At 32.3% G+C, this 25,315-nt stretch carries 27 protein-coding genes and 1 other RNA gene; 14 read left to right on the top strand and 14 right to left on the bottom strand.

Features of this window, described 5'->3' with window-relative positions; genetic code table 11:
• Positions 1-229: 229 nt before the first annotated feature.
• From ACN5J3_RS13080 to ACN5J3_RS13095, 4 genes are read right to left on the bottom strand one after another with little or no spacing between them, the layout of a single operon-like run.
• The gene (locus ACN5J3_RS13080; RefSeq protein ID WP_418512033.1) at positions 230-781 is read right to left on the bottom strand and encodes a DUF4833 domain-containing protein; all 552 of its coding nucleotides are present in this window, start codon (positions 779-781) and stop codon (positions 230-232) included.
• Between the two features lie 39 nt (positions 782-820).
• Positions 821-1,249 (bottom strand): DUF4268 domain-containing protein, encoded by a 429-nt coding sequence (locus tag ACN5J3_RS13085; protein ID WP_418512034.1) that lies wholly within the window; start codon positions 1,247-1,249, stop codon positions 821-823.
• 5 nt (positions 1,250-1,254) lie between these two features.
• Positions 1,255-1,926, bottom strand: coding sequence for a ZIP family metal transporter (locus ACN5J3_RS13090; RefSeq protein WP_344731013.1), 672 nt, complete (start codon positions 1,924-1,926; stop codon positions 1,255-1,257).
• Complete coding sequence (locus ACN5J3_RS13095) at positions 1,927-2,658, bottom strand: class I SAM-dependent methyltransferase (protein WP_418512035.1); 732 nt, start codon at positions 2,656-2,658, stop codon at positions 1,927-1,929. It abuts the gene before it with no gap.
• 206 nt (positions 2,659-2,864) lie between these two features.
• Here ACN5J3_RS13095 and ACN5J3_RS13100 point away from each other — a divergent pair, with 206 nt between their 5' ends.
• On the top strand, positions 2,865-4,022 hold the full coding sequence (locus ACN5J3_RS13100) for a THUMP domain-containing class I SAM-dependent RNA methyltransferase (RefSeq protein ID WP_418512036.1): 1,158 nt from the start codon (positions 2,865-2,867) through the stop codon (positions 4,020-4,022).
• Between the two features lie 9 nt (positions 4,023-4,031).
• Here the strand turns inward: ACN5J3_RS13100 and ACN5J3_RS13105 are convergent, their stop codons facing one another.
• Genes ACN5J3_RS13105 through rlmD form a run of 3 tightly spaced genes read right to left on the bottom strand, consistent with a single transcriptional unit; the run spans position 4,032 to position 6,745 of the window.
• Positions 4,032-4,760, bottom strand: a complete 729-nt coding sequence (locus ACN5J3_RS13105) for a DUF6048 family protein (RefSeq protein WP_418512037.1) — start codon at positions 4,758-4,760, stop codon at positions 4,032-4,034.
• Positions 4,726-5,286 (bottom strand): DUF6452 family protein, encoded by a 561-nt coding sequence (locus tag ACN5J3_RS13110; protein ID WP_418512038.1) that lies wholly within the window; start codon positions 5,284-5,286, stop codon positions 4,726-4,728. Before ACN5J3_RS13110 ends, ACN5J3_RS13105 begins: the two co-directional genes overlap by 35 nt.
• A gap of 4 nt (positions 5,287-5,290) precedes the next feature.
• On the bottom strand, positions 5,291-6,745 hold the full coding sequence (rlmD, locus tag ACN5J3_RS13115; protein WP_418512039.1) for a 23S rRNA (uracil(1939)-C(5))-methyltransferase RlmD: 1,455 nt from the start codon (positions 6,743-6,745) through the stop codon (positions 5,291-5,293).
• 227 nt (positions 6,746-6,972) lie between these two features.
• On the opposite strand from rlmD, the gene rocD reads away from it, so the two are divergent.
• A complete protein-coding gene (gene rocD, locus ACN5J3_RS13120; protein ID WP_418512040.1) occupies positions 6,973-8,217 on the top strand; it encodes an ornithine--oxo-acid transaminase in 1,245 nt (414 codons plus the stop codon).
• A 65-nt stretch (positions 8,218-8,282) separates the two neighbouring features.
• Here the strand turns inward: rocD and ACN5J3_RS13125 are convergent, their stop codons facing one another.
• From ACN5J3_RS13125 to ACN5J3_RS13135, 3 genes are all read right to left on the bottom strand, one after another.
• The gene (locus ACN5J3_RS13125) at positions 8,283-8,621 is read right to left on the bottom strand and encodes a CCC motif membrane protein (RefSeq protein WP_344731020.1); all 339 of its coding nucleotides are present in this window, start codon (positions 8,619-8,621) and stop codon (positions 8,283-8,285) included.
• 16 nt (positions 8,622-8,637) lie between these two features.
• Positions 8,638-8,913, bottom strand: coding sequence for a DUF2752 domain-containing protein (locus ACN5J3_RS13130; RefSeq protein WP_418510238.1), 276 nt, complete (start codon positions 8,911-8,913; stop codon positions 8,638-8,640).
• 66 nt (positions 8,914-8,979) lie between these two features.
• On the bottom strand, positions 8,980-10,866 hold the full coding sequence (locus tag ACN5J3_RS13135; protein ID WP_418512041.1) for a T9SS type A sorting domain-containing protein: 1,887 nt from the start codon (positions 10,864-10,866) through the stop codon (positions 8,980-8,982).
• Positions 10,867-11,016: 150 nt separating this feature from the next.
• On the opposite strand from ACN5J3_RS13135, the gene ACN5J3_RS13140 reads away from it, so the two are divergent.
• Positions 11,017-11,220, top strand: coding sequence for a hypothetical protein (locus ACN5J3_RS13140; RefSeq protein ID WP_417291581.1), 204 nt, complete (start codon positions 11,017-11,019; stop codon positions 11,218-11,220).
• A complete protein-coding gene (locus tag ACN5J3_RS13145; RefSeq protein ID WP_418512042.1) occupies positions 11,213-11,758 on the top strand; it encodes a Smr/MutS family protein in 546 nt (181 codons plus the stop codon). Before ACN5J3_RS13140 ends, ACN5J3_RS13145 begins: the two co-directional genes overlap by 8 nt.
• On the opposite strand, the gene ACN5J3_RS13150 is transcribed toward ACN5J3_RS13145, so the two are convergent.
• Positions 11,755-12,726, bottom strand: a complete 972-nt coding sequence (locus ACN5J3_RS13150) for a hypothetical protein (RefSeq protein WP_418512043.1) — start codon at positions 12,724-12,726, stop codon at positions 11,755-11,757. The two genes, ACN5J3_RS13145 and ACN5J3_RS13150, sit on opposite strands and share 4 nt — an antisense overlap.
• Positions 12,727-12,847: 121 nt before the next feature.
• Between ACN5J3_RS13150 and ACN5J3_RS13155 the strand changes: the two genes are divergently transcribed.
• The 3 genes from ACN5J3_RS13155 to ACN5J3_RS13165 all read left to right on the top strand — a co-directional run bounded on the left by ACN5J3_RS13155 (position 12,848) and on the right by ACN5J3_RS13165 (position 15,567).
• Positions 12,848-13,993: a cysteine desulfurase family protein gene (locus ACN5J3_RS13155; RefSeq protein WP_418512044.1), complete on the top strand. Its 1,146-nt coding sequence runs from the start codon at positions 12,848-12,850 to the stop codon at positions 13,991-13,993.
• Between the two features lie 134 nt (positions 13,994-14,127).
• Positions 14,128-14,673 (top strand): hypothetical protein, encoded by a 546-nt coding sequence (locus ACN5J3_RS13160; protein ID WP_418512046.1) that lies wholly within the window; start codon positions 14,128-14,130, stop codon positions 14,671-14,673.
• 78 nt (positions 14,674-14,751) lie between these two features.
• A complete protein-coding gene (locus tag ACN5J3_RS13165) occupies positions 14,752-15,567 on the top strand; it encodes a hypothetical protein (RefSeq protein WP_418512047.1) in 816 nt (271 codons plus the stop codon).
• A gap of 6 nt (positions 15,568-15,573) precedes the next feature.
• Here the strand turns inward: ACN5J3_RS13165 and ACN5J3_RS13170 are convergent, their stop codons facing one another.
• Both ACN5J3_RS13170 and ACN5J3_RS13175 read right to left on the bottom strand, forming a co-directional pair.
• The gene (locus ACN5J3_RS13170; RefSeq protein WP_418512048.1) at positions 15,574-18,036 is read right to left on the bottom strand and encodes a TonB-dependent receptor; all 2,463 of its coding nucleotides are present in this window, start codon (positions 18,034-18,036) and stop codon (positions 15,574-15,576) included.
• A 12-nt stretch (positions 18,037-18,048) separates the two neighbouring features.
• Positions 18,049-19,740, bottom strand: coding sequence for a M23 family metallopeptidase (locus tag ACN5J3_RS13175; RefSeq protein ID WP_418512049.1), 1,692 nt, complete (start codon positions 19,738-19,740; stop codon positions 18,049-18,051).
• A 170-nt stretch (positions 19,741-19,910) separates the two neighbouring features.
• On the opposite strand from ACN5J3_RS13175, the gene ACN5J3_RS13180 reads away from it, so the two are divergent.
• The 4 genes from ACN5J3_RS13180 (at position 19,911) to rny (ending at position 22,300) form a co-directional block, all read left to right on the top strand.
• On the top strand, positions 19,911-20,201 hold the full coding sequence (locus ACN5J3_RS13180; protein WP_418512050.1) for a hypothetical protein: 291 nt from the start codon (positions 19,911-19,913) through the stop codon (positions 20,199-20,201).
• A gap of 14 nt (positions 20,202-20,215) precedes the next feature.
• Positions 20,216-20,509 (top strand): cell division protein ZapA, encoded by a 294-nt coding sequence (locus ACN5J3_RS13185; RefSeq protein ID WP_344731031.1) that lies wholly within the window; start codon positions 20,216-20,218, stop codon positions 20,507-20,509.
• Positions 20,510-20,563: 54 nt separating this feature from the next.
• Positions 20,564-20,672, top strand: a non-coding RNA gene (gene ssrS / locus ACN5J3_RS13190) — 6S RNA.
• Between the two features lie 53 nt (positions 20,673-20,725).
• Positions 20,726-22,300, top strand: a complete 1,575-nt coding sequence (gene rny, locus ACN5J3_RS13195; RefSeq protein WP_418510247.1) for a ribonuclease Y — start codon at positions 20,726-20,728, stop codon at positions 22,298-22,300.
• Between the two features lie 50 nt (positions 22,301-22,350).
• On the opposite strand, the gene xerD is transcribed toward rny, so the two are convergent.
• Positions 22,351-23,247, bottom strand: a complete 897-nt coding sequence (xerD, locus tag ACN5J3_RS13200; RefSeq protein ID WP_417291589.1) for a site-specific tyrosine recombinase XerD — start codon at positions 23,245-23,247, stop codon at positions 22,351-22,353.
• Positions 23,248-23,418: 171 nt separating this feature from the next.
• Between xerD and ACN5J3_RS13205 the strand changes: the two genes are divergently transcribed.
• The 3 genes from ACN5J3_RS13205 to aroQ all read left to right on the top strand — a co-directional run bounded on the left by ACN5J3_RS13205 (position 23,419) and on the right by aroQ (position 25,266).
• Positions 23,419-24,057 (top strand): porin family protein, encoded by a 639-nt coding sequence (locus ACN5J3_RS13205; RefSeq protein ID WP_418512051.1) that lies wholly within the window; start codon positions 23,419-23,421, stop codon positions 24,055-24,057.
• Positions 24,058-24,235: 178 nt separating this feature from the next.
• Positions 24,236-24,787, top strand: a complete 552-nt coding sequence (locus tag ACN5J3_RS13210; RefSeq protein ID WP_418512052.1) for a hypothetical protein — start codon at positions 24,236-24,238, stop codon at positions 24,785-24,787.
• Between the two features lie 62 nt (positions 24,788-24,849).
• Positions 24,850-25,266, top strand: a complete 417-nt coding sequence (gene aroQ / locus ACN5J3_RS13215; protein ID WP_418512053.1) for a type II 3-dehydroquinate dehydratase — start codon at positions 24,850-24,852, stop codon at positions 25,264-25,266.
• Positions 25,267-25,315 lie beyond the last annotated feature (49 nt).

Here is a 25,315-nt window from a genome sequence, read left to right on the forward strand (position 1 = left end):
ATAAGATCAGAAGGTTTAGGATGCGTTGGTCAATTTAGGAAAGAACTAGTCAGTCTAGCGTTTTTTGTTTCTTTTTTGGGTAATGCAAAAAAGAATAAAAATCCCCACTTAACATGCAAAACGCACAACACAAAGCATTAATCAATCAAACTCTCACTACTAATATACAGTTATTGACCATGTTCTTTTAGTTATTGACCATGCATTATCAATAGCCCATCATCAATTTTCAATTCTCAATAAGCAAAACCTCTTTAGTAGTAGCACCAGTATAATAATCAGTACCTTCAAAACGAATATACCTTACTTCAAAACCAAGCAACGGATTTTTATTCTTAAGTTGTATAAACATATTGTTTATAAACATCTTGCGCTTGTTTATAGTTGTATAAACCTTTGGTGTGCCGCTATCATCCAGAACAAGAAAAAGCGGCGTTTGTTTTTGTGCAGCAAGCTCTAACTCATAAAAATTTGTGGTCAGTTTAGTATAGTGTATACCATAAGCAAGGCGCTTTTGTATTTCTGTAAGTGGTTTTTTTATGCCACCTTCGGTATACACAATACGGTAAGCCTCTACAGGGTTTTCAGGCAAGATAGCACCATCTTGCATGCGGGCATCATACATATAAGTGTTGTAGTTGTTACTATGCTGTATGTAAAATAGCGTAGTGGTAGTAATAGGAGGCGTAGGGTAATCCGTTTGGCAAAAACCATAACCAAATACAAATACTACAAAAAGAAAACATGCCTTAAACCGGAAGTTATAAAAATATATGTGCAAGGTGACCTGATGTTTGTTTGCCTATAAATATAAATAAAATTAGGGTTTTATAACATCCTCATACGTCATATAAAAATCCTCAAAAGCACTCATAGTCTCATTAAAAAACACCATAACCTCTTGCCAAGTATCCTTATTATGTATAGAAACCTTATGGTTATAAGGCACATATATACGCGATATCTCCTTACCGTTATCTAAAAAATAAGTGTCTTCAAATATAGCATTAGGTAAAAAATCATTCAGTAGCAACCTTTTTAGTGACTCCAAACGCTCCCAGTATGTAATGCGGTTTTCTAAATCATCCTCTAGGTCTAGAGCCACAAGTGCCTTTTTTGTATCAAAATAAAACTTAAAACTTACGCCCTTTATTTTTGTGTTATACAAAATCCATTTCCTCGGAAAAGATTTCCCAAAGCTTGTCCAAAACAATTGTTTAAGCTCTCGTGAAGCCTCTTTACTAAACATACGCTTTATATAAAATATGCAATAGCTACTCCCAGTATAATGGTAAGTAACTTGGTCAAATTAAACTTGTGTCCCTCGCTGCTTTCAAACAAAATAGTGGTAGATATATGTAAAAATATACCAATTACAATAGCATTAACAATATCAACATAATCAGCCATAACAGCTACATGATTTGATATAAAAGTCCCCAACGGTGTCATAGATGCAAACACAATAAGAAAAAGTGCTACATACCATTTATTACAATGCGCATTTAGCAAAAAACCAGTAACAACAGCCGCAATAGGTATCTTATGAACCAAAATACCATAAACCATATCATTATGATGATGTATAGGAAAACCTTCTAAAAAACTATGAATACATAAACTAATAAAAATAGCCCAAGGAAACTGCTGGTTGTTATGGTAATGTACATGGCCATGCTCTGCACCTTTAGAGAAAAACTCTAGCGTAACCTGAATAAGAATACCAAGCATGATAAACAAGCCAGTTTGTTTAGCATCAAGATGATGATACACCTCTGGCAACAATTCAAAAAGCGTAAGAGCCAATAAAAAAGCACCACTAAAAGCTAGTAGTAACCTAGTGTTTATTATATTTTTTCTTTTGGTAAGTATTACAATAATAACCCCAAAAACAACTGCGAGTATAGGTAATAGGTATTGCTTCATTTATTTAAATATCATCACTAATCGTTCCGAGCTTTGCTTGTCAAAACTATGTAATTTATAATCACCAAAAACATCCAATAGGTAAACACCAGCCTTATCAAAAAGCTCCATAAAGTCTGATAACGTCAAGGCCTTTACACGCTCCTGAAAACTATAATCCTTACCAGCATCAGTAAAAGAAATATCCTTTATAATATAGCCATCCTTTACATAACGTTCTTGGCAAAAATCAATACCTGCTACAGTTTTTACATCTTTAGCCACAAGATTATCAATGACATAATCTGTATTCATAAAATCTATCACGCCAAAACCATACGTATTCAAGTCGGCCTTTATAGCTTCTATAGTACGTAAGTTATCCGTTTCATGCTCAAAATATCCAAAACTAGTAAATAAGTTAAACACCGCATCAAAGGTTTTATTAAACGGTTTACACATATCATGTACCTCAAAGTGCAAACTATCATTTTCATACTGCTTGGCATAAGCAATACTATTTTCAGACAAATCTACACCAGTAACATGATACCCCAAAGTATTCAAGTATAACGAGTGCCTTCCTTTTCCACAAGCTAGGTCCAATACACTAGCCTGTTCAGGTAAGTTTAAATACTGCGTAAGCGTATCCATAAACTGTTGCGCCTCCTTATAGTCTCTATCCTTATATAAAATATGGTAATATGGCGTGTCAAACCAAGAAGCATACCACTGCGTTGTATCTTTTGTCATAGCAATATCCAGATTATAACCAGAATATTATTTTTTAGGGGTTACGCTTAGCTGCATACTGCGCTTAGCGTCAGGCTTTCGCAAGTCGCTTTTATATTTGTGCCATAGCACAATAAAAAGAGCTTCAACAATTGCTCAATCCTTAACCCATTTCATTTTAGTTGCCACAAAAATACTGTATTTTTGTATTCTATTTAATATCTACAATGGAGAATAATTTTAAAATGGTTGCCAAAACCTTATTTGGCTTTGAGGCATTATTAGAAAAAGAATTAATACAACTAGGTGCCCAAGATGTAAAAACAGGTGTTAGGAATGTAAGCTTTGTTGGTGATAAAGGGTTTATGTACAAAGCAAATTTAGGATTGCGTACAGCTATAAAAATCCTAAAACCCATTAAAACCTTCAAGGTTATTAGTGAGCAAGACCTTTATGACCAAGTTTACAAAATGCCATGGGAAAACTATATAAAACCCACAGGCTCTCTAGCCATAGATGCTACTGTACACTCAAAAGTATTTACGCACTCAAAGTACATTGCCTTAAAAACCAAAGATGCCATTGTAGATAAATTTAGAGACACCACAAAAGAGCGTCCTAATGTAGATTTGCGTTTCCCAGATTTAAAAATAAACGTACATATAGATAGAAATCAGTGTACCATTTCTTTAGACACTTCAGGAGAATCACTACACAGGCGCGGTTATAAAATGGCAACAAACATAGCTCCAATAAACGAGGTGCTTGCAGCAGGTATCATAATGCTATCAGGCTGGGACGGACAAAGTGATTTCATGGACCCTATGTGTGGTAGTGGTACCATACTTGCCGAAGCCGCAATGATTGCCTGTAACATTCCACCCAACCTAATGCGTAAAGAATTTGCCTTTGAGCGCTGGCAAGATTGGGATGTAGATTTATTTGAAAAAATAGAGGAGTCTCTATTAAAGAAAACAAGAGACTTTCATCATAAAATAATAGGGTATGACAAGTCTCCTAGTGCCGTAAGAAAAGCACAAGACAACATCAAAAACGCACATTTAGATGAATTTATAACCATACAACACGAAGACTTCTTTAAAACCCAAAAAGCCGGAGAAAATAAACTACACATGGTGTTCAATCCGCCTTACGGTGAGCGTTTAAATATTGATATGGAAAAGTTCTATGCAAGTATAGGAGATACGCTTAAGCAAAACTACCCAGGTACAGACGCTTGGTTTATTACATCAAACCTAGATGCATTAAAACACGTAGGCTTAAGACCGTCAAGAAAAATACAACTTTATAATGCCAAGTTAGAATCACGTTTAGTAAAATATGTGATGTATGAGGGCAGTAAAAAAGCAAAATACAATAAGTAGTCTTAAAGGCTACTTATTCTTTTTAAAAATAGGAATTAAGTAAGAGATATTATATCCATAACCAAAACCAAACTTACCACTATCGTAAGTTTTGTTATAACCAGGTATATAAAGGTTTTCAAAGTTATCAGGTTGATCTTGGCTTACTACATATTTAAATTGAATATTAGCGCCTAGATATAAATTTCTTAAAACTTCTACCTTCAAACCAGCAATAAATTCTAACCATATAGCCGATAAACCACTAAATTTTTCACTTATAGTAGAGCTATACTGTGGCGACCAATACTGGTCTTGAGAATAAGATGAAAAGCTATCTCTTGTTTGGCTAAAAGTACTTGCAGCAACACGAAAACCACCATATATCATATTGTGCATGCCATACCAATTATCATATGCATTGTAATCAGCTCCAGCTTTAAAATAGGTGCCACTTGCGGTAGCAGTAAGGTAATCGTTTTTGGTAGTTTTTTCTTCGGTGCCTATTTCTCCGGCTAAATACCATCGTTTGGTAATTCTAAAATCACCGTTTATCTCAAAGCCTTTATAGTCATCATCAATAAATGAGCGTATTAATTTACTTACGTCACCACCTAAACGTAAACCATATTTTTGTTTATGCTTTACAGAGTCCGCAACAGTTTCGGATGGTATACTATCATTTTGAGACAAAGCCGTTAGGCTAAATAATGCAATGGTAATATTAATGGTAAATTTTGTAATGTACTGATAATTCATTTTGAATTGTTAGGTTATCTGTTACAGCTTGAGTTAATCGTATCCAGTTATTACTATCGTTTTCAACACTTATTCTCACGTTGTTAAAAACAGTTCTGTAGCCACAAGCACGAGATACATATTGTTGTTCTGTTGTATAAGTAATGGTTATAATGTCTTCATTACCAGTTACAATATCGTCACTAGTATCATCCGGTGTGTCATTATCATTATAGTTGTAACCTTTTATAATACTATATTGTGTTGTAAAGGTTATACCGTCAGGGTTATCTGTTGTGGTTTTAAGAGGTAATAAGACAGTGTTTTTCGCAGAAGAACCTTCATAACCAGATAAAGGGGCGTCATTACCAACACCTTGTATACGGCATTTGCCCACATTTTTTGCTGTGTCTTCATCTTGTATGTTAATATCGTAAAAAGCAACTGATAGTCGCGGTGTTGTCATGGTTGTTTCAGGGCAAATATCATCACGCTCACAACTTATCGTGAAAAGTAAAAGAAAGCAAAAACCAAATAGTTTTTTCATGTATTTATTGTTTTTCAAAAAGTACAACAGTTTCTATATGTGATGTATGTGGAAACTGATCTACTAAACTTATTTTTTTCAATTTAAAACCTGCATTCATTAAAGTTTCGGTATCTCTTGCTTGTGTTGCAGGATTACAAGATACATAAACCATACGTTTTGCGTTTAAATTTATGATTTTATTTAGGGTTTTAGGAGCAATTCCAGAACGAGCCGGATCTAGAATTATTGTTTGTATTTTGTTCTTGTACTGTGGGTATTTGCTTAAAAACTTACCAACATCTTCTGCGTAAAATTCAAGCCCTTCAATATTATTTCGTTTGGCATTTAGTTTGGCATCTTCTATGGCCGATGCAATAATATCTACACCTACAATTTTGGTGTTGTTGCTTTTTGATGCAATAATTTGCCCAATAGTTCCTGTACCACAAAATAAATCTAAAACAACCGAGTTATCTACGGCATCCTTGTCTTCTAAAGCATAATCTACTACTTTAGAGTATAATTTCTCTGCCGATTTTGGATTGGTTTGAAAAAAGCTTTTCATGCTTATTTCAAAGTTTAGTCCGAGTAGTTCTTCTACAATCTTGTCTTCGCCATAAATAAGTGTTATACTTCCTGTAGTTGCAATAGTACGATCGCCTTGTTCGTCATTTATAGTATGAAGTAATCCTGCAACACGATCTCCAAACAATGATACTAAAAATTGCGCAAATGCATTTAAGTCAAATGTTGATAATTGATGTGATGTTGTAACGAGATTAAATAATAATTGATTTGTTTTAAACGATTTTCTTACAACAAGATATCTGAAAAAACCTTCACGTTTTGGTGCGTGCCAAGGCGCAAGACCAGTTGCTTCACAATAGTTTTTAATTTTAATCAAACTATCCTCTAATTGTTTATCAAAAATACCGCTGTCTTTATCAAGGTTGTCACCAATCCACCATGTACCACGACGTTTAAAACCAAGCGTAAACTCATCAACATCGGTTTTCTTGTCATGATCGTAACCAATTGCAGAAAAACTATATTCCATTTTATTTCGGTAGTGAAATAGGTTAGGAGAGGCTACAAACTCATCAAAATAATTTTCTATATCGGTTACTTTTCCAATCTTTTTAAACAAGTCCATCGTACTGGTGTACTTATATTGGTGTTGTTTTTCTATAGGTAAATTAATGTAAGGCGCACCAGAAATTTCATGATAGTTTAAGTCAACTTCATCAACCGATTTTTGTAAAACATCAATTAGTTTACATTCGGCATATTTCTTTTTAGCTTTTACCACACGTGCTGTAACTTTTTGACCTGGCAACGTGTTTGGTACAAAAAGTACAAAGTTTCCTAATTCGTTATTAATTCTGGCAATTCCTTTGCCACCAAATGCATAGTCAACAATATCTAATTCAATTAGCTGACCACGTCTTACAAACTTATTTCTATCTCTTCTTGGCATGCTGCAAAAGTAATCAAAGCTATGACTATTTAAACGATCATTTTGAAATTTTACTAAAAAAGTAGTCTTCGTTAAAAATGAACTAAATTGTTTTTAAACGGCTGTAATATTTAGTAATTTGCAGCCTCTAGGGATGATTTCTTTCCCACGCTGAATTTCCGAGACTTTTCGGAAGGATAAAGGTAGATAAGGAATGGTTATTTTTTTCACTTTAAAAATTTATAAAAATGGCTGTTTTAGACCAATTAACATCGCAACAGGCGATGGATTTAGAAAACAAGTATGGCGCGCATAATTATCACCCATTACCAGTAGTATTAAGTAAAGGTGAAGGCGTATATGTTTGGGATGTAGAAGGAAAACAATATTATGATTTCCTGTCGGCTTACTCTGCGGTAAACCAAGGACATTGCCACCCTAAAATTGTAGACGCTATGGTGTCTCAAGCAAAAACACTAACCTTAACATCTAGAGCATTTTATAACGATATGCTAGGTAAATATGAGAAGTTTGCTACAGAGATGTTTGGTTTTGATAAGTTATTACCTATGAATACAGGTGCTGAAGCTGTTGAAACTGCTTTAAAACTTTGTAGAAAATGGGCATATGAAGTAAAAGGAATAGATGAAAATGAAGCTGATATTATTGTTTGTGAAAACAATTTTCATGGACGTACTACAACAATTATCTCATTTTCTAATGATCCTGTAGCTCGTGAGCATTTTGGACCATATACTAAAGGGTTTATAAAAATAGCTTATGATAATTTAGAAGCTCTAGAAGCTGAATTAAAAAATAACCCGAATGTAGCAGGTTTTATGGCAGAACCTATACAAGGTGAAGCTGGTGTTTATGTACCAAGCGAAGGCTATTTATCAAAAGCAAAAGCACTTTGCGAAAAATACAACGTATTATTTATTGCAGATGAAGTGCAAACAGGTATTGCTAGAACAGGAAAATTACTAGCCGTAGATCATGAAAATGTAAAACCGGATGTATTAATTTTAGGAAAAGCCTTAAGTGGTGGCGCATACCCTGTAAGTGCCGTTTTAGCTAATGATAATGTTATGAATGTTATCAAGCCAGGAAACCACGGAAGTACTTTTGGCGGTAATCCTGTTGCTGCTGCGGTTGCAATTGCAGCTTTAGAAGTTGTTAGAGACGAGCAATTGGCTGAAAAAGCTGAAGATTTAGGGAACTTATTCAGAAGAGAATTAAACAAATATATAGAAACAAGTAATGCTGTTAACCTTGTAAGAGGAAAAGGCTTATTGAATGCCATTGTTATTAACGATGATGAAGACAGTGATACAGCTTGGAATATTTGTTTAGCACTACGTGATAACGGATTATTAGCAAAACCAACACACGGTAACATTATTAGATTTGCACCACCGTTAGTTATGACAAAGGAACAATTATTAGATTGTGTATCTATTATTACTAAAACATTAAAAGCTTTTGAAAAGTAAAAGGTTTCAATGATAGAAAATAAAAAGCGACCAATTAGGTCGCTTTTTTATTTAATGTATTAGGCTTAATTGCCTTGTTGTTCTTGTATTTGTTGCATTGTGTCTTGAACTTGCTCCATATAAGCATCCCAACCACCAATAGCAAAAATTTGATAGATAGACCAAGCTAAATATAGTATGTTTATAATAAAAATAACCATAGCTATAATTTTTGCCGTGTCCATAGCTTTAATACTTGCAGGCTCATAGTTTTCTGGGTTTGCTTTTGCTTCTTTTAGTTTAGAAGTTGCAATAAAAAAAGCAATTCCAGATAAAATAAATCCAAAACCAGCAAAGCAGCAACATAAAAGGCCTAAAATAGCAAGTACGTAAACAATTGTTGGGTTTAATTTTTGTTGTTCCATGTAATAAGTTGGTTGTTTAATTAATAATTTTAATAGTAAAACTTACAATGATAATTGCAACTGTAAGTATAGCTAGTGTATTTATAATTTTGCTAGCGTGTTTAAATTTAAAGAAAAAATTTAAGCCAATAACTAAAAACAAAGGGATTAGTGTATAAATAGCAGGATACATATAAAAAGCCTCAACAAATTCTCCGCGAATTAATAATACTGCAGCACGCTGTAAACCGCACCCTAAACAATCAAATCCGAAAATTTTTTTGTTTAGACAAGGTAGCATGTATTCTTCCATAAGTGAGATTGTATAACTTTAATATCTGTACAAACCAAAGTTATAAAAAAAGATGCTTTTTATGTGTTATTTTTTATTTGATATAATAACCTTTTTTGTAGTTTCTTGATTAGATTCAAAAAGAACTTTAGCAATGTAAACACCTTCGCTTAAGTTTTTTGTAGAAAAACTATAACGATCTTTAGTGTCTAAATCTAATTCATTTAAAACACGTTTTCCGCTAATATCAAAAAGCGTTACACTCTTAACAGCTAATTGCTTTGGGTTAATTAATACAAGTTGAGAATCGTTGTTATTTTGTAAAATTTTAAAATCATTTAATGCTGTAACATCATCATTTGTTGAAAGTGTTTGAGAATCAAATGTGATTTCAAAACGGTTATTATATGTTCCAGTAGGAAGAGAAACTTCAAAAGTTCCTGTTTTAATGTTTGTATAAACACCTGTAGTTTTATCAAAAACATATACATTGACATCTTCAGGAACATCTTTTAAACTATTTACAGTGACGCTGTATGTTGTGTTTTGTCCTTGAGATTCAAAACCAAAAGGTATACGAGCATCAGGACTATAATTAATTGATTTGATAGATAGTTCATTACTACCAGCCATTAAATAGTTGTCATTAGGAAGAACAGAAGCATTTTTAGCGTCAGAGAATTTATTATAGTTTAAATCAGAGTTTTGTCTAAAAGCTATAACACTTTCTTTATAATAAGTATTGTTTATTCTTGTGTGAATACGGATTTCAGGAATTATAGTTGTATTGTTTAATATATCCATGTAATCTAACCCATTATGAGACATTGCAACAGTTTGTTCATTAGAGTTCGTATTTTCTGATGATCTACCAAAAATAGCGCCACTACCATTGGTTGTAGAATCTTCTGGTAAATATAAACGCATTGAGTTACTAAATGTAATAACGCCACCAGCAGGAGCGCCACCATTATCAGCACTGCTTATTACAAATCCTTGACCTACGGCAGCATATCGTCTTTCATGGTTGTCTTTATAATCTGGGCTTGTACCAGCAGTAGGCGTAGGATTACCACCATGGTTATCATAACTTTCAAAAGTAGCAACAGTATAAGTGCCATCATCATATAAATCATTTAAATCACCTGGAGTATATACGGCGTAACCACCTTCATAATCAAGCAAAGTATGAGAGTTTACTTGTTTTTGCTCCCAGAAGTAAATATTTCCATCTAATCTATTTTGATTATCTACGTTATTCACAAAAAATAACTTAAGGTCAAGCGCAGATGGATAAGGATTTCCAGTTAACGTTTCAACTTGATTGCTAGATCCAGATTGTGGATCAGAATCTGTACCACTAAAGTAACAGTTTACAGTAATATCTCCGGTATTAGGGCGACCTCTAAAATCTAAAGTGTTATTTACATTAGGACTTCCTTTTAGAGAAAAACCATAACCAGTTCCAGCATTGCCAGTGTTTCGTATTTGTACCCAATCAGCATAGCCGCCACCGCTTTCCATAGTAAATAACCAGTAGCTTGCAAGCGCAGAAGGAGTTGCATTATATGAGTTGGTAAACGCATAAGGAGTTGCATTTACGTTTTCTATATCTGTTTCATCTTGTGGATCAAAAATATTTGAACCATTAAAAGGTACGTTTGCTTTTGCTGTTCCGTCAATACCTACACCAACCGGAGATGCCCAATAATTATATTCATAAACTCCAGTTGTTTGTTGTTGGTATATTGATAAACTTCCAATATCTGAATTTTTTACGTCATTATTCTGAATTAATTGAGCAGATCCTCTTAAATATAAATTAGATGTTGTAGTTTCCATTCTAATGTCATTATTGACAAATAATGGTACATCTTTAGCATATAAATAGCTGTTATTATTTATATATAAATCTTGAGAAAATGCAGTGTTAAGTAAAAATACAGCTGCAATAAATATGTAGGCTTTTTTCATAATTTAAATTACTGATAAACAAACAAATATAAATACCTGGGGAACATAAATATACGAATTGCAAATTTAATTAAAAAAAAGTTGATATAAATTCATTGAATAGACAATTAATAGTATTTTCGATTTATGGTATAAAATGTCGATATAACTATGAAAAACAAGCATATTTTAGATTATATATTAATTTTAATAGGAGCTTTTGTGGCTATATACTCTAAAGCAGGTGATGAGCAGAATACATATGTTTTAATAACAGGAATTGTAATTTTAATGTTGGGTATTTATAGGATTTCTAGAGATATTCCAAGTAAATCTGATAAGAATAACGATACAAATCAAGACAATCATGTTTAAAAAAGGGCAACAAGTAGCAGTTCTTGATGATGATATGATTGGTCATGTTGTAAAAGTTAATGGGACTACAATAACTATAGAAACTGCTGATGGATTTGAACTTGATTTTGATAGTCATGAACTTGTTGTGCTAAAAGAGGCCTTGCCTGTAAACCATATTCCTATTTCTGATATTATAAAAGAAAAAGAAACACCAAAAAAGAGAAAACAACCGACACGAAAGGCAAAAGAGAAGTACCTACCAACTATGGAGGTTGATTTGCACATACATCAATTAACAAATTCAACTAGAGGTATGAATAATCACGACATGTTAACGTTGCAGTTAGATACTGCAAGAAGACAGCTTGATTTAGCTATTAGTAAACGTATTCAAAAAGTTGTTTTTATTCACGGTGTTGGCCAAGGCGTTCTTAAAACAGAACTAGAATATTTATTTGGTCGTTATAACAATGTGAAATTTTATGAGGCTAACTATCAAAAATATGGATTAGGAGCCACAGAGGTTTATATTTATCAAAATGTTTCACCTAATTAAAAATCTGGTGTTATATTTCTTTCAGTTAATAAATTTGTGTTTTCTAATGTTCCAAAATTGAAAAATTCTTGAGTAATTGTAGGGAAACTAACATCGTTTATCTCAATACTAACTTCAAATTCTTGATAAATAGTATGTTCTCTATAGGCTGTTGCAGGAAGGGTTTCAGCTACATCAGTATTTAAGTAATCAGCTACATCAGGGTTGGTAAAGTCGTTAGCTGGATTTTCATCTTGAATTAGATTTTCTTCATCAATTGTTAAAACGCCATCACCATCATCGTCATTATCTAAATAATTAGGAATACCATCGCCATCGGTATCAACAATGTTAGTAAGCGGGTTTCCATCTACATCATCATCAAAATCACCATCACCATTAGCATCTACAAGATCATTATCACTCAATTCAGTTATAGTAAGTACATTATCGCCATCATCATCTTCATCTAGGTAGTTAGGAATACCATCACCATCCGTGTCATCATCTGTTAAATCACCGTTGCCGTTTATATCCTCTAGTTCAGCAGGAACACCATCATTATCGTCTTCTATTAATTCAACCATAATTAAAGCTGTTCCGCCTGCACTTGATAAATCTTGAGTAATTAAAATATTAGCAGGAGGTATATCGTTACAGAAAAAATTACTAGGGTCTGCGTTATATGTTCGGTAATTAAATAAATTTGTTACACCATTAATCGTAACGTCTGTTACTGGGTTTGAAACTTGCATAATTGTAGAACCATCTTCAATAGGTTCAACCTCAATTAAATCTTCAAAAGTAAGCGCCGGAGAAGTAACTTGAAGCGATAACGATTCAGGCGGATTAGATTTTGTTTTGTAAAAAACTATGTCACCACAAGATTCAAAAGTATCATCAAACTCTATTTCTACTGTTATAACATCGCCATCATCACAAGCAGTAAGTAATAACAAACAAGATAAAATATATATAAGGTTACGCATAGTCAATTTTTATATGTCACAAAAATAAAAGATTTACCAAATATATAACGAGGCTTCTTGTAAATAATTTTATTTGAAGTATTTTTGCACACCGTTTATAATAAAAGCTAACTTAAAACTTATGAAAACTGTATATTTTGATAGTGCTGCAACCACACAAGTAAGACAAGAAGTTGTAGATTCTATGCAAAAAGTTTTAACAGACTGTTATGGTAATCCATCATCAACACATGCCTTTGGTCGTTCAGCAAAAACTATAATTGAGACTACAAGAAAAACAATAGCAAAGCAATTAAACGCTTTGCCTCAAGAAATTATTTTTACTTCTGGAGGAACTGAAGCAGACAACATGATTTTACGTTGTGCTGTAAGAGATGCAAATGTTACTACTATTATTACGTCGCCTATAGAGCATCATGCTGTTTTACATACTGTTGAAGAATTACGTAATGAATATGATGTTACTGTAGAGTTTGTTAAGCTTCAAGATTGCGGAACACCAGATTATGAAGATTTAGAGCGTTTGCTTACTGCAAATGATGAGCGTAAGCTAGTAAGTTTAATGCATGTAAACAATGAAATAGGAAATATTTTAGACATAAAAAAAGTGGCAACATTATGTAAAAGTAACAATGCGTTATTTCATAGTGATACTGTACAATCAATAGGACATTTTGAATGGGATGTTCAAGATGTTCCTATAGATTTTATGACAGCTGCGGCACATAAATTTCACGGACCTAAAGGTGTGGGATTTGCATTTATAAGAAAGAATAGCAATTTAAAACCACTTATTTTTGGAGGTTCTCAAGAGCGTGGCTTTAGAGCAGGAACTGAACCTGTACATAATATTAAAGGTTTAGAAACTGCGTTTGTGTTAGCTTATCAAAATTTAGATGAAGAACGCGCTTATGTGCAAGAATTAAAAGATTACTTTAAAGAAGCTTTAAAATTTGCAATTCCTAATGTGAAATTCAATGGTAATTGCGATGATAAGGTAAAAAGCACTTATACGTTAATAAATGTATGCTTGCCTATGTCTCCTGAAAAGGCGTTAACTTTACAGTTTCAATTAGATTTAAAAGGAATAGCTTGTTCTAAAGGAAGTGCTTGTCAAAGTGGAAGCGGAAAAGGCTCTCATGTTTTAATGCACATATTAAATGAAGAAGATCAACAAAAACCATCTGTAAGATTTTCTTTTAGTAAATTTAATACTAAAGAAGAAATTGATTACGTCGTTAGCGTGTTACAAGAACTAGTTGGTTAACAGATTTTTAGCTGTTGCTTCTTAAAAAATAAATTGGAGTGAACAGCATTTTTTTGTAACTTTAAGCTAATTAATAGTAACCCAAAGTGAATAATCCCTAAACCAACCATATTCACTTAAAACTTAACCTTATTATGAAATTCAAGAAAAACTACTTTTTTTGGGTAGTTGTTCTCTTTATATCTACTTATGGGTATTCTCAAGTAGGTATTGGAACAACATCACCAGATGAATCTGCGTTATTAGATGTTTCATCAACAACACAAGGTCTTTTAGCGCCAAGAATGTCTACAGCACAACGTTTAGCAATTACAGATCCAGCTAAAGGATTACTCGTTTTTGATAACAATGAATCTGTATTTTACTTCTATGATGGTACTAGGTGGTTACCAGTAAAAGGAGCTGAAAAGCGTGACAATTATAAGTTAGTGAAATCTGTTGCAGATTTAGCTGACGAATTAGTTGTAGGAGGCGGTTCAAAGTATATTTTGAATAGCGATTATATGTACGAGATTAATGGTACTATTTTATTTGATTTTCCTATTGATTTAAACGGTGCTTATATTGAAGGACATGATACAGGTGAAGATATACTAGTTAATAATTCAGGAACAACCTTATTTAGTGGTACCAAAGGCGGACGATTAAAAGATATTTTAATAAATGGTAATAATCAGTAAGTATTTGATATAACCGGAGGTCCATCAGAAAGCATAATAGGTTATAGTGTTGTTATTACTGGAGCTTCTTCCTTGGGTGTGTTAAGTAATTTAAATGTTGTTTTCTTCTCTGTATTACAAGTTATAAATACATCTGATGGGCTTGATATTTCCGATATAAAATCATTTTTTGTTCAAAATGTTTTTTGGACAGAAACTAATGAAGGAACATTTCTAGATGTATCAGGAGATTTTGATAATTTTCAAATGGCTAATGGTAGAGTAGTGACAGATATTAATGAAATAGGAATTGATGTGAGCTTAAACCCAACAATAAATATTTCAGGATCATTGTCAGAGATTAGTTTTGCAGGAGATGGAGAACGTATAAAAGGTTACACTGCAAACACGTATTCTGGTTATAATTTTTCTACTGATTGGGATGTGAATTGTTCAGGTGTTCCTCTTGAAAAAGATAGTAATGCTACAGGTGATATTAATTTAAATTACCCAATAGGTTTTGGTGCTACAACAACTTTTACAGGAACAGGATCGACAAGTAGATTAAAGCTATTAGGCGATACAACATCAAATAATTTATTTAGATTTTCAAGATCTGGAAACAACCGAATTGTTTATGAAGGAAACAAAAGTAGATACTTTAATATATCAACAAGTTTATCTTTTAGAGGTAGTAACAACAATGCTATTTTTGTTTTCTATTTAGCTAAAAACGGTTCTGTAGTAGAAGAAACTCGTGTTTACAGAGAAATAGGATCTAATAATGATATAGGAGCTGTAGCAGTTATAGGAACCATAGAATTGGCTCCTACAGACTACATAGAAGTTTGGGCTGAACGATACAGCGGTAATGGAAATTTATTAACTGTTTCTCTTAACTTAATAGCTAAATAAAACTACTTAAAATTTCATAGTAGTTCTTACGTTAAAAACTCTTGGGGTTAAGTAGTTAGGTATACCATATTGGCGTTTGCTATATACATCTCTAACCCATGTATTTGTGATTGAGTTTTGAGTATCAAATAGGTTGAAAATTTCAATACCTAACGATAAATATTTAAAAGGTTTTCTCCAACCAGATGTGTAGTTATCTTTATCATCTACAATAACATACTGGAAACCAGCATCAGCACGTTTGTAATCTGGTAAGCGGTTTTGATATTCGTAAGGGTCTGCATAACTAGGAGAGCCTCCTGGTAAACCTGTATTATAAACTAAGTTTAAATACATTTTCATTTTAGGTAAGTTAGGCACATAATCTTGAAATAATGCGGCAAACTTTAATCGTTGATCTGTAGGTCTTGCAATATAACCACGATTATCTATGTTTTCTTCTGTTTTTAAGTAGCCAAAACTAAACCAAGATTCAGTGCCAGGAACAAATTCGCCATTTAATCGCATGTCTAAACCATACGCATAAGCTTCAGCATTATTTTTTGCTCTATACCTGATACGAACATTCTCTACAGTATATGGATTTACGTCATTTATTTTCTTGTAATATGCTTCTGTTGTTAACTTAAAAGGGCGATCCCACATTTTAAAGCTATAATCATTTCCTAAAACTACATGTACTGATTGTTGAGCTTTTACATTAGGGTTTACAACACCTAAAGAATCTCGTAATTCTCTATAAAAAGGTGGTTGGTAGTATAAACCAGCACCAATTCTAAAAAGCATGTCTTTATCCCAATTAGGTTTTATTGCAAACTGACCTCTTGGGCTAATAACCGTTTGAGAGTTGCTTTTTATGCCATCGCCACTTACATTCCAGTTATGTATACGACCACCTAAATTAAACCAGATATCATTTTCTCCTATTGAAGCTCGTTTGCTCCATTGTAAGTAAGCTTGTAGTCTTTGAATTTGTGTTTTATTTGTTGCTCTAACGTTTTGAAAAGGAGTTAATGGGCCGTCGTAAGGCGAATAAGGTTGTTCGTTAAAAGCGTCTACAGTTGGTGGATTTATAGAAAAACCAGCAGAGTCAATAACTTCCCATTCTACCAACCGGTCTCTAATATCTTCATTTGTATATTTAACAGACCATTTAAATTCGTTTTCATCTAGGGTATAAGTTCCTTTTTGTTCAATGTTAGTAATTAATGCATCAATATCATTTCTACCATGATTTAATTGACCACCAATACCTTCACTAAATTCAACTTCTCCCAAATCTTCATCACCAATATTGGTGTTTACTTCACCAAGTCTATATTCAGCCAAAATATCAAAGTATTCTTCTTCTAAAGTGTGATAGGTAGAAGCCACAAGATCTAGAGTTAGGTTTTCGTTGGCAAAATATGTTCCTTTTAATGCTCCAAAATATGTTTGATATTGGTCTTTTTCTTGCCCTTCATAAAAAACTAATAAGGCTAAAGGATCTTGTAATGTTCCAAAATTGGTTTGTCTTGTTTGAGGCTCGTAATTATACTTGTTTATAGATGCGTTTCCTAAAAAACTTAAATGAAATTTATTAGAAAATTTATAAGTAACAAATGCTTGAACATCAGCAAATTTAGGATCGTAATTTGTCTCTGTTTCTTTAGCTTTAACAAGTAAGCTATTGTCACGATATCTTACGCCAACAATTCCACTTAATTTTGAATTTTTGCTTTTTCCTTCAACAGATAAACTTCCTCCTAATAAACTTAAATCTGTATTAATTGCAAAACTATCAGGGTTACGATAGGTGATATCTAATACAGAAGATAATTTGTCGCCATATTTAGCTTGAAAACCACCAGCTGAAAAATCAACATTCTGAACCAAATCAGTATTTACAAAGCTTAAACCTTCTTGTTGTCCAGATCTTACTAAAAAAGGTCTGTAAACTTCTATGCCATTTACATAAATAAGGTTTTCGTCAAAGTTTCCGCCTCTTACGGAGTATTGTGTACTTAATTCATTGTTACTACTTACACCTGGAAGCGTTTTTAATAAGTTTTCTACACCTGCATTTGCACCAGGTATTCGTCTTATAGCTTTTGGTTCTAGTGTTACAATACCTTCAACATCTTTACGCTGTTTACTTGATATTACTACTGTAGAAATTTGTTCTATGGCTTCTTTCATTACGGGATTAAACTCTATAGCTTCTCCGTTTTTAAGATTAAAAGTTGCTACAATGCGTTTGTGAGATAGGTGTGTAAACTCTACAGCTATATTTTCGTTGGCAGGTATTTGAAGCTCAAAAAAACCATTTTCATTTGTAGTTGTTCCATTATTGCCTGTAGAAATATTAACGTTTGAAACCGGTAGGTTAGATTCGTTAAGTATAATACCTTTTATGGTTCCGGTTTGTGAAAATCCAAAGAAGGGAATAACAAACAGCAGTATTAAGACGAAATTTAGTTTTTTATTCAATTTGTATATTTTTTATTTTCTATAAAACGTAGCTTCAAATGTAGAACTATTTCCAACATTATCAGTTACTATTAGCTTTAAATTATTTTTTGTTTCGTTCAGAATCTTATCGTTAAAATTATAGGTAAGCGTTTTGGTTTTGTATTCATATTCCATTAAAATCCATTGTCCGTTTATGGTGGCTCTATAATTTGAAATACCAGATTCTTTATCGTCAATAACTATTTTTAAAAAATGGTAGTTACTTAACCATTTGCCATCAGTGAAATTTTTAGGCTTTATAATAGGGCCTGTTGTGTCTGATACTAAAGCATAAGTGCCTAAATACTTTGTAGAAGTGGATAAGCTGTTTTCACTTTTATATGTTTTTGAGTACACAGGATACTTATAGTAGCCGACTAACCTTGCGATGTACAATTTGTCCCGATCTGGGTTATTGTAGTGACTTATATCGTAATCTATTTTAAAATATTTATTTGCAGGAATAGTGTTGTCATGCAATGTAAGTGTGTCATTTTTTACTTTAAAATCTATATAAAAGTCATCATAAAAGGTGTTTCTAGGTATATTTACGCTCACATTTTTAGATGATAGTTTTGTGTCTTGGTTAGCATATAAGTAATGCTCTGTTTTAGGTACATGTTTAGGTTTTATTGTGTCTTGTTTTTTACCTGCTATATTTAGAGTAATCCATGCATCATTGTTTTTAAAATCTTTAACACGTATTTTGTAAACAGAATTTGTACTATCTAGAATTGATAAATAACCATTGTCATTTAAATTCTTATACATACTTAACGGATTATTTTCCTCAACAAACAATTTTTGAATACGTTCTTTGTTAGTAATGTAATGCTCGTAATCAATAAGTCTGTTTAAATGATTTGTCTCATCAAAAGAAAAACGCTTAAAATCAATTTCAAAACTAGAATTTCCATTAAAAAATGTTTGAATAGAGGCAACTCCATTTTTGTTTGATGTATAATCTTGTCTGTCATTGGTTTCAATACCAAAACCAATTTTACCAAAGGCCTCAATGTTTTCAGCAGTGTAATCACCGTTTTTTAAGGCAATAAGTCGTAGTTTTTGCTTTTCGTTTGATCTGTTAACGTGAGCACTATCGGTTACTGGGTAAGCATATATTTGAGAAATATAAGGCTTGGTTGTATCTTTAATATCAATACCAAAATACATAGGGTTTATAGGGCGTTCTTCATTATCTCTTATTTCAAAATGTAAATGTGGTCCGCCAGAACTCCCTGTATTACCGCTGTATGCAACAATATCTCCTTTTTTTATTTGTATAGCTATGGCTGTAGGAAATACTTCAATTTCATAGGTTTCTTTTTCATATTGAATATTCTTAACATAAGCTTCAATTTCAGGAGAAAAACGTTGTAAGTGAGCATAAACACTTGTGTATCCGTTAGGATGTGTTATATAAAGTGCTTTGCCATAGCCATAATGAGAAATTTTTATACGACTTACAAAACCATCAGCAATAGCATAAACCTTTAAACCTTCTCTTTGTTGCGTTTTTATATCAATACCAGAATGAAAATGATTAGAGCGAAGTTCTCCAAAAGTACCAGCTAACAGCAAAGGAATATCCAAAGGATCTCTAAAGTAATCTTGTGGATAAATATCTTGTTGTGCTTGGCAAAACACAATAGGGAATAAGAATAGTATTAGTAATTTATGCATAAAAACGTAATTATTGCTAAAATATTAATAAGTTAAACATTTACAAAGACTTTAATGTAAGTGAGATATTAATATGAGTTGATAACGTGTAATTTATAAATTTTATTAAAAAACAATTGCTATTTATCGTAAGGTATACTAACTTTGTGTGATAAGTATTGAAATTGTAAATGAGTAATATTGAAGAAATTGTAGATTCTCTTGAGAATAAAATTAGCAAAATTTTACACAAGCAAGAGGTTTTAAAGCAAACCAATTTAAAATTACATAATCAATTACAATTATCTGAAAAGAAGCTTCAGGAACAAAATGAGAAATTAATTTTTTGGGAAGAAAAATATGAAGCGCTCAAAATTGCAAATACAATACTTGGCAGTGACAACAATAAAAGAGAAACAAAGCTTAAAATAAATGCATTAATCAGAGATATTGACCATTGTATTGTGCAATTATCTGAATAAACTCATAGTTTTTAATGTCTGAAAAGCTAAAAATAAAGCTATCTATAGCAAATAGAGTATATCCTTTAACCATTTTTCCTAGTCAAGAAGAAGGGTTAAGGAAAGCAGCAAAGAATATTGATGCTATGATTACGCAGTTTGAAGAAAGCTATTCTGTGAGAGATAAGCAAGATGTATTGGCCATGTGTGCTTTACAGTTTGCATCTCAAGCTGAACAAAAAACAATAGATAAGAATAATGTAAATGAGCAAGTTGAGCAAAAGTTAAAAGCTTTAAACGATTTGTTACATTCACACTTAAACTCTTAACGTTCTTTAAAATAAACAAAGGTTACTGCCTACATTAGTTATTTTTTTTGATAAACTCAACACGAATTCTTTAAAAAGGGTGAGTTTAAATTGTAAAAGCGAGCTGTCTTTAGAACAGATACTTGATCAATTTGTTAGCCCTAAACTTGTTTTTAAGGAGTTTATACAAAACTTTATACTGGTGTAGGCTTTTTTTATATATATAAACTAACAAACATGGACAACCCAATTATATTAATTGTAGGAGGAATACTAGCAGGCGCAATCATCGGGTATATTGTGGCCAAAGCATTAGAAAAAAATAATGCATCAAAACTTATCGCAAACGCAAAAAAAACAGCAGCTTCAATAGTAAAAGAAGCTAAAACTGAAGGCGAATCTATAAAGAAAGATAAAATATTACAGGCAAAAGAAAAATTTATAGAGCTTAAAGCAGAACACGAAAAAGTAATATTATCTAGAGACAAAAAAATTGCAGAAAGTGAAAAAAGAACAAGAGATAAAGAATCTCAAGTATCTAGCGAGCTTTCTAAAAACAAAAAACTATCTCAAAGTCTAGAAGATAAAATAAAAGATTACAACCATAGAGTAGATATATTTGAGAAAAAACAAGAAGAACTAGATAGGTTACACAAAAACCAAGTCCAACAATTAGAAGTAATATCAAGTCTATCTGCAGATGATGCCAAAGCACAGCTTATTGAATCTTTAAAAGGTGAAGCAAAAAATGATGCAATGGCATTTGTACAAAGCACTATAGAAGAAGCAAAACTAACCGCTCAACAAGAAGCAAGAAAAGTTATAATAAATACCATACAGCGTATAGGTACTGAAGAAGCTGTAGATAATTGTGTATCTGTATTCAATATAGAATCTGATGACGTAAAAGGACGTATCATTGGTCGTGAAGGAAGAAATATACGAGCTATAGAAGCAGCAACAGGTGTTGAAATTATTGTAGATGATACACCAGAAGCAATTATTTTATCTTGTTTTGACTCTGTACGTAGAGAAATTGCTAGGCTATCTTTACATAAATTAGTAACTGATGGAAGAATACACCCAGCAAGAATTGAAGAAGTTGTAAAAAAGACAACAAAACAAATAGAACAAGAAATTATAGAAGTAGGAAAACGTACTATTATAGATTTAGGAATACATAATTTACATCCTGAATTAGTGAAAATGGTAGGTAGAATGAAGTACCGTTCTTCTTACGGACAAAACTTATTACAGCACTCTAGAGAAGTAGCAAAACTTTGTGGCGTAATGGCTGCCGAATTAGGATTAAATCCAAAATTAGCAAAACGCGCAGGTCTATTACATGATATAGGAAAAGTGCCAGATGCAGAAGTAGACATGGAAACTCCTCACGCTATATTAGGAATGCAATGGGCTGAAAAATATGGTGAAAAAGATGATGTTTGTAATGCAATAGGTGCTCACCATGATGAAATTGAGATGAAATCATTACTGGCGCCAATCATTCAGGTTTGTGATGCTATTTCTGGAGCACGTCCAGGAGCTAGACGTCAAGTATTAGATAGCTACATTCAGCGTTTAAAAGATCTTGAAGACATTGCCTTTGGTTTTGGAGGTGTTAAAAAAGCATATGCAATTCAAGCTGGTAGAGAATTAAGAGTTATTGTTGAAAGCGAAAAGGTTGATGATCAAAAAGCAGCTGATTTATCATTCAATATTTCTCAAAAAATACAAACTGACATGACGTATCCAGGACAAGTGAAAGTCACGGTGATTAGAGAAACACGTGCAGTTAATATTGCTAAATAATTATATAAACAGTATAAAATAGTAAAAGCACCTTTTTAAAGGTGCTTTTTTTATTGTCTAGGATGAAAACTATTTATAACGTGTTTTAAGTGAGTTTTATCAACGTGCATATATATTTCTGTGGTTGTTATGCTTTCATGACCTAACATGAGCTGTATAGCTCTTAAATCAGCGCCATTCTCTAGTAAGTGTGTCGCAAAGGAGTGTCTAAAAGTATGAGGCGATACTCGTTTGTTTAAACCTGTTTTTTCAGCAAGCTGTTTTATAATAGTAAATATCATAGCTCTTGTGAGCTGTTTTCCGCGTCTATTTAAAAAAAGCGTGTCTTCGTAATCTTTTTGAATGTTTAAAAAACACCGAATTTCATTTCTGTAAATATTAATGTATTTCTGTGTAGAAGGCACAATCGGAACAAAACGTTGCTTATCTCCTTTACCAGTAACTTTTATAAAACCTTCATCAAAAAATAAATCAGATATTTTTAGAGTAATTAATTCGCTTACTCGTAATCCGCAGCTGTATAGCGTTTCAAGTATTGCTCTATTGCGTTCGCCTTCTGGTTTACCTAAATCTATAGCGGCAATAAGCTTGTTAATATCCTCTTCATTAAGCGTGTCTGGTAGTTTTCTTCCAGTTTTTGGAGACTCAATAAGCTCTAGTGGATTTGATTTTATATAGTCTTCAAAAATTAAATAATTAAAAAAACTTCTCAATCCAGAAATAATTCGTGCTTGAGAATTAGCATTCAAAATCTTGGCAACCTCATATATAAACTGCTGTACTATTTCAGTAGTAATGGTAATGGGAGACACATTAATATCATGGCTTTCTAGGTAAGATAGTAGTTTCTCTACGTCTCTGGTGTAGCTATCAATAGAATTTTGAGATAATCCGCGTTCAATCTTTAAGTATAGCTGATAGTCTTTTAAGGCGTTTGTCCATTTCATTTATGTAAAATTAACATAATTAAAAATAATTTTACAGCATATTGTATTAAAGTTAAAAAAGGATTGTTAAAGTAGGAGCTTTACTGTTAAACTATGTTAACACCGTAAACTATTAGCGTTTCTGCAGCCGTAAATACAGTGAATTAATAATTAACTAAAAAGAATATAATTATGAAAAAACTAGTATTAACTACGGTAATCTCATTAGTATTTGTATTGGGATTAAGTGCTCAAGATGATAAAACAAGACCTCAATTAGGTGTAAAAGGTGGTGTTAATTTTGCTACAGTTGCAGGAGATAATATTGATGAACGTGATGCAAGAACAAGTTTTAACGTAGGGTTATTAGCTGAAATTCCTTTAACTAATAGATTGTCTTTACAACCAGAGGTACTTTATTCTGGACAAGGTTTTGATATAAGAGAAATAGATCAAGACAATGTTTTTGATACCAATGATAATGTGGAGTATCAATTAGACTATTTACAATTTCCTGTTTTGGCTAAATTTTACATTATAAAAGGATTTTATGTTGAAGGTGGGCCACAATTGGGTGTAAAAATAAATGAAGAGATTGATACCAACCCTAATAATAATGATGGAGATATTCCTATAAACGCCGATGATTCTTACATTAGAGATTTTGATGCAAGTGCAGTTATAGGTACAGGATATAAATTTGATAACGGTTTTTTCTTATCAGGTAGATTTACACATGGTTTAACAGATATGTTTAAAGATGATACACCATTTCAAAATGTTGAAGCAAGAAACCTTGTTTGGCAATTTGGCGTAGGGTTTATGTTTTAAACAACAGTATATAACATGATTTAAGACTGAAGTTAATAGCTTCAGTCTTTTTTTTTAATAAATGTTAACCTTTTCAGTTTTTCAATCATTAAATGGTAAATACTAAATATGATATAGTGTAAGTGATTTATTTTTAGTATTTTAATTAAATTAATCAATTATAAAAACTTAACAAATTATGAAAAAAACGATTATCGCAATGGCTGTTTTATTTATAACAACCATACATGTTCAAGCTCAAGGAGGATTTAATTTAGGAGCTTATGTAGGAATTCCTGTTGCAGATGGAGGTGATGTAGCCAATCTAGCATTAGGTTTTGATGCTAATTACTTATTTGAGATAAGTGAAAAATTTAGTGTAGGACCCACTACAGGTTTCTCCCATTCTTTTGGAGAAAACAACTTTGATGCATTTCAATTTATACCAATTGCAGCAGCTGGAAGATTTAATATAAATGATATGTTTACAGCTGGTATAGATTTAGGTTATGCCATAGGTATTAATGATGGCAATAATGGTGGCGTATATTTTAGACCAACATTTGCATATAATGTCACAGATAGAATTCAAGTAAATGCCTCTTATATTGGTGTTGCACTTGGTAGTGGCAGAGGTCTAGGTTATTATGGTTACTACGACTACTATTATGATGACTATTATTACAACAATTATGCGTATAACGGAACTTTTTCGATAATAAGTGTAGGAGCAACGTTTAATTTAAATTAAAAAACCAAAAGCATAGAGTTAAAAGAGCGAAGAAATTCGCTCTTTTTTTTATCTTTACTTTTATGAAAAAACTTCTTATAATAAATGGTCCTAATCTTAATTTATTAGGAAAACGAGAACCTAATATATATGGCAGTTTGTCTTTTACTGAATTTTTAGACGAACTTAAAATTAAGTATCCTGGAGTAGAAATTAACCACTATCAGTCAAATATAGAAGGAGAAATAATTGATAAGTTGCATGAAGCTGGGTTTGGTGCTTGTGACGGTATTATTTTAAATGCGGCTGCTTATACTCATACATCAGTTGGAATTGGCGATGCTGTAGCAGCTATTGAAACACCAGTTGTAGAAGTACATATATCTAATACATTTGATAGAGAAGAGTATAGGCACATCTCATATGTTTCGCCCAATGCTAAAGGCGTTATTGTTGGTTTTGGGTTACAAAGCTATGAATTAGCTATTCAGAGTTTTTAAAAAGAGAATTATGTTTATAAAAAAAGCGACTCAAATTGAATCGCTTTTT

This window comes from Corallibacter sp. (genome assembly GCF_048381695.1).
GTDB classification, from domain to species: Bacteria; Bacteroidota; Bacteroidia; order Flavobacteriales; family Flavobacteriaceae; genus Corallibacter; species Corallibacter vietnamensis.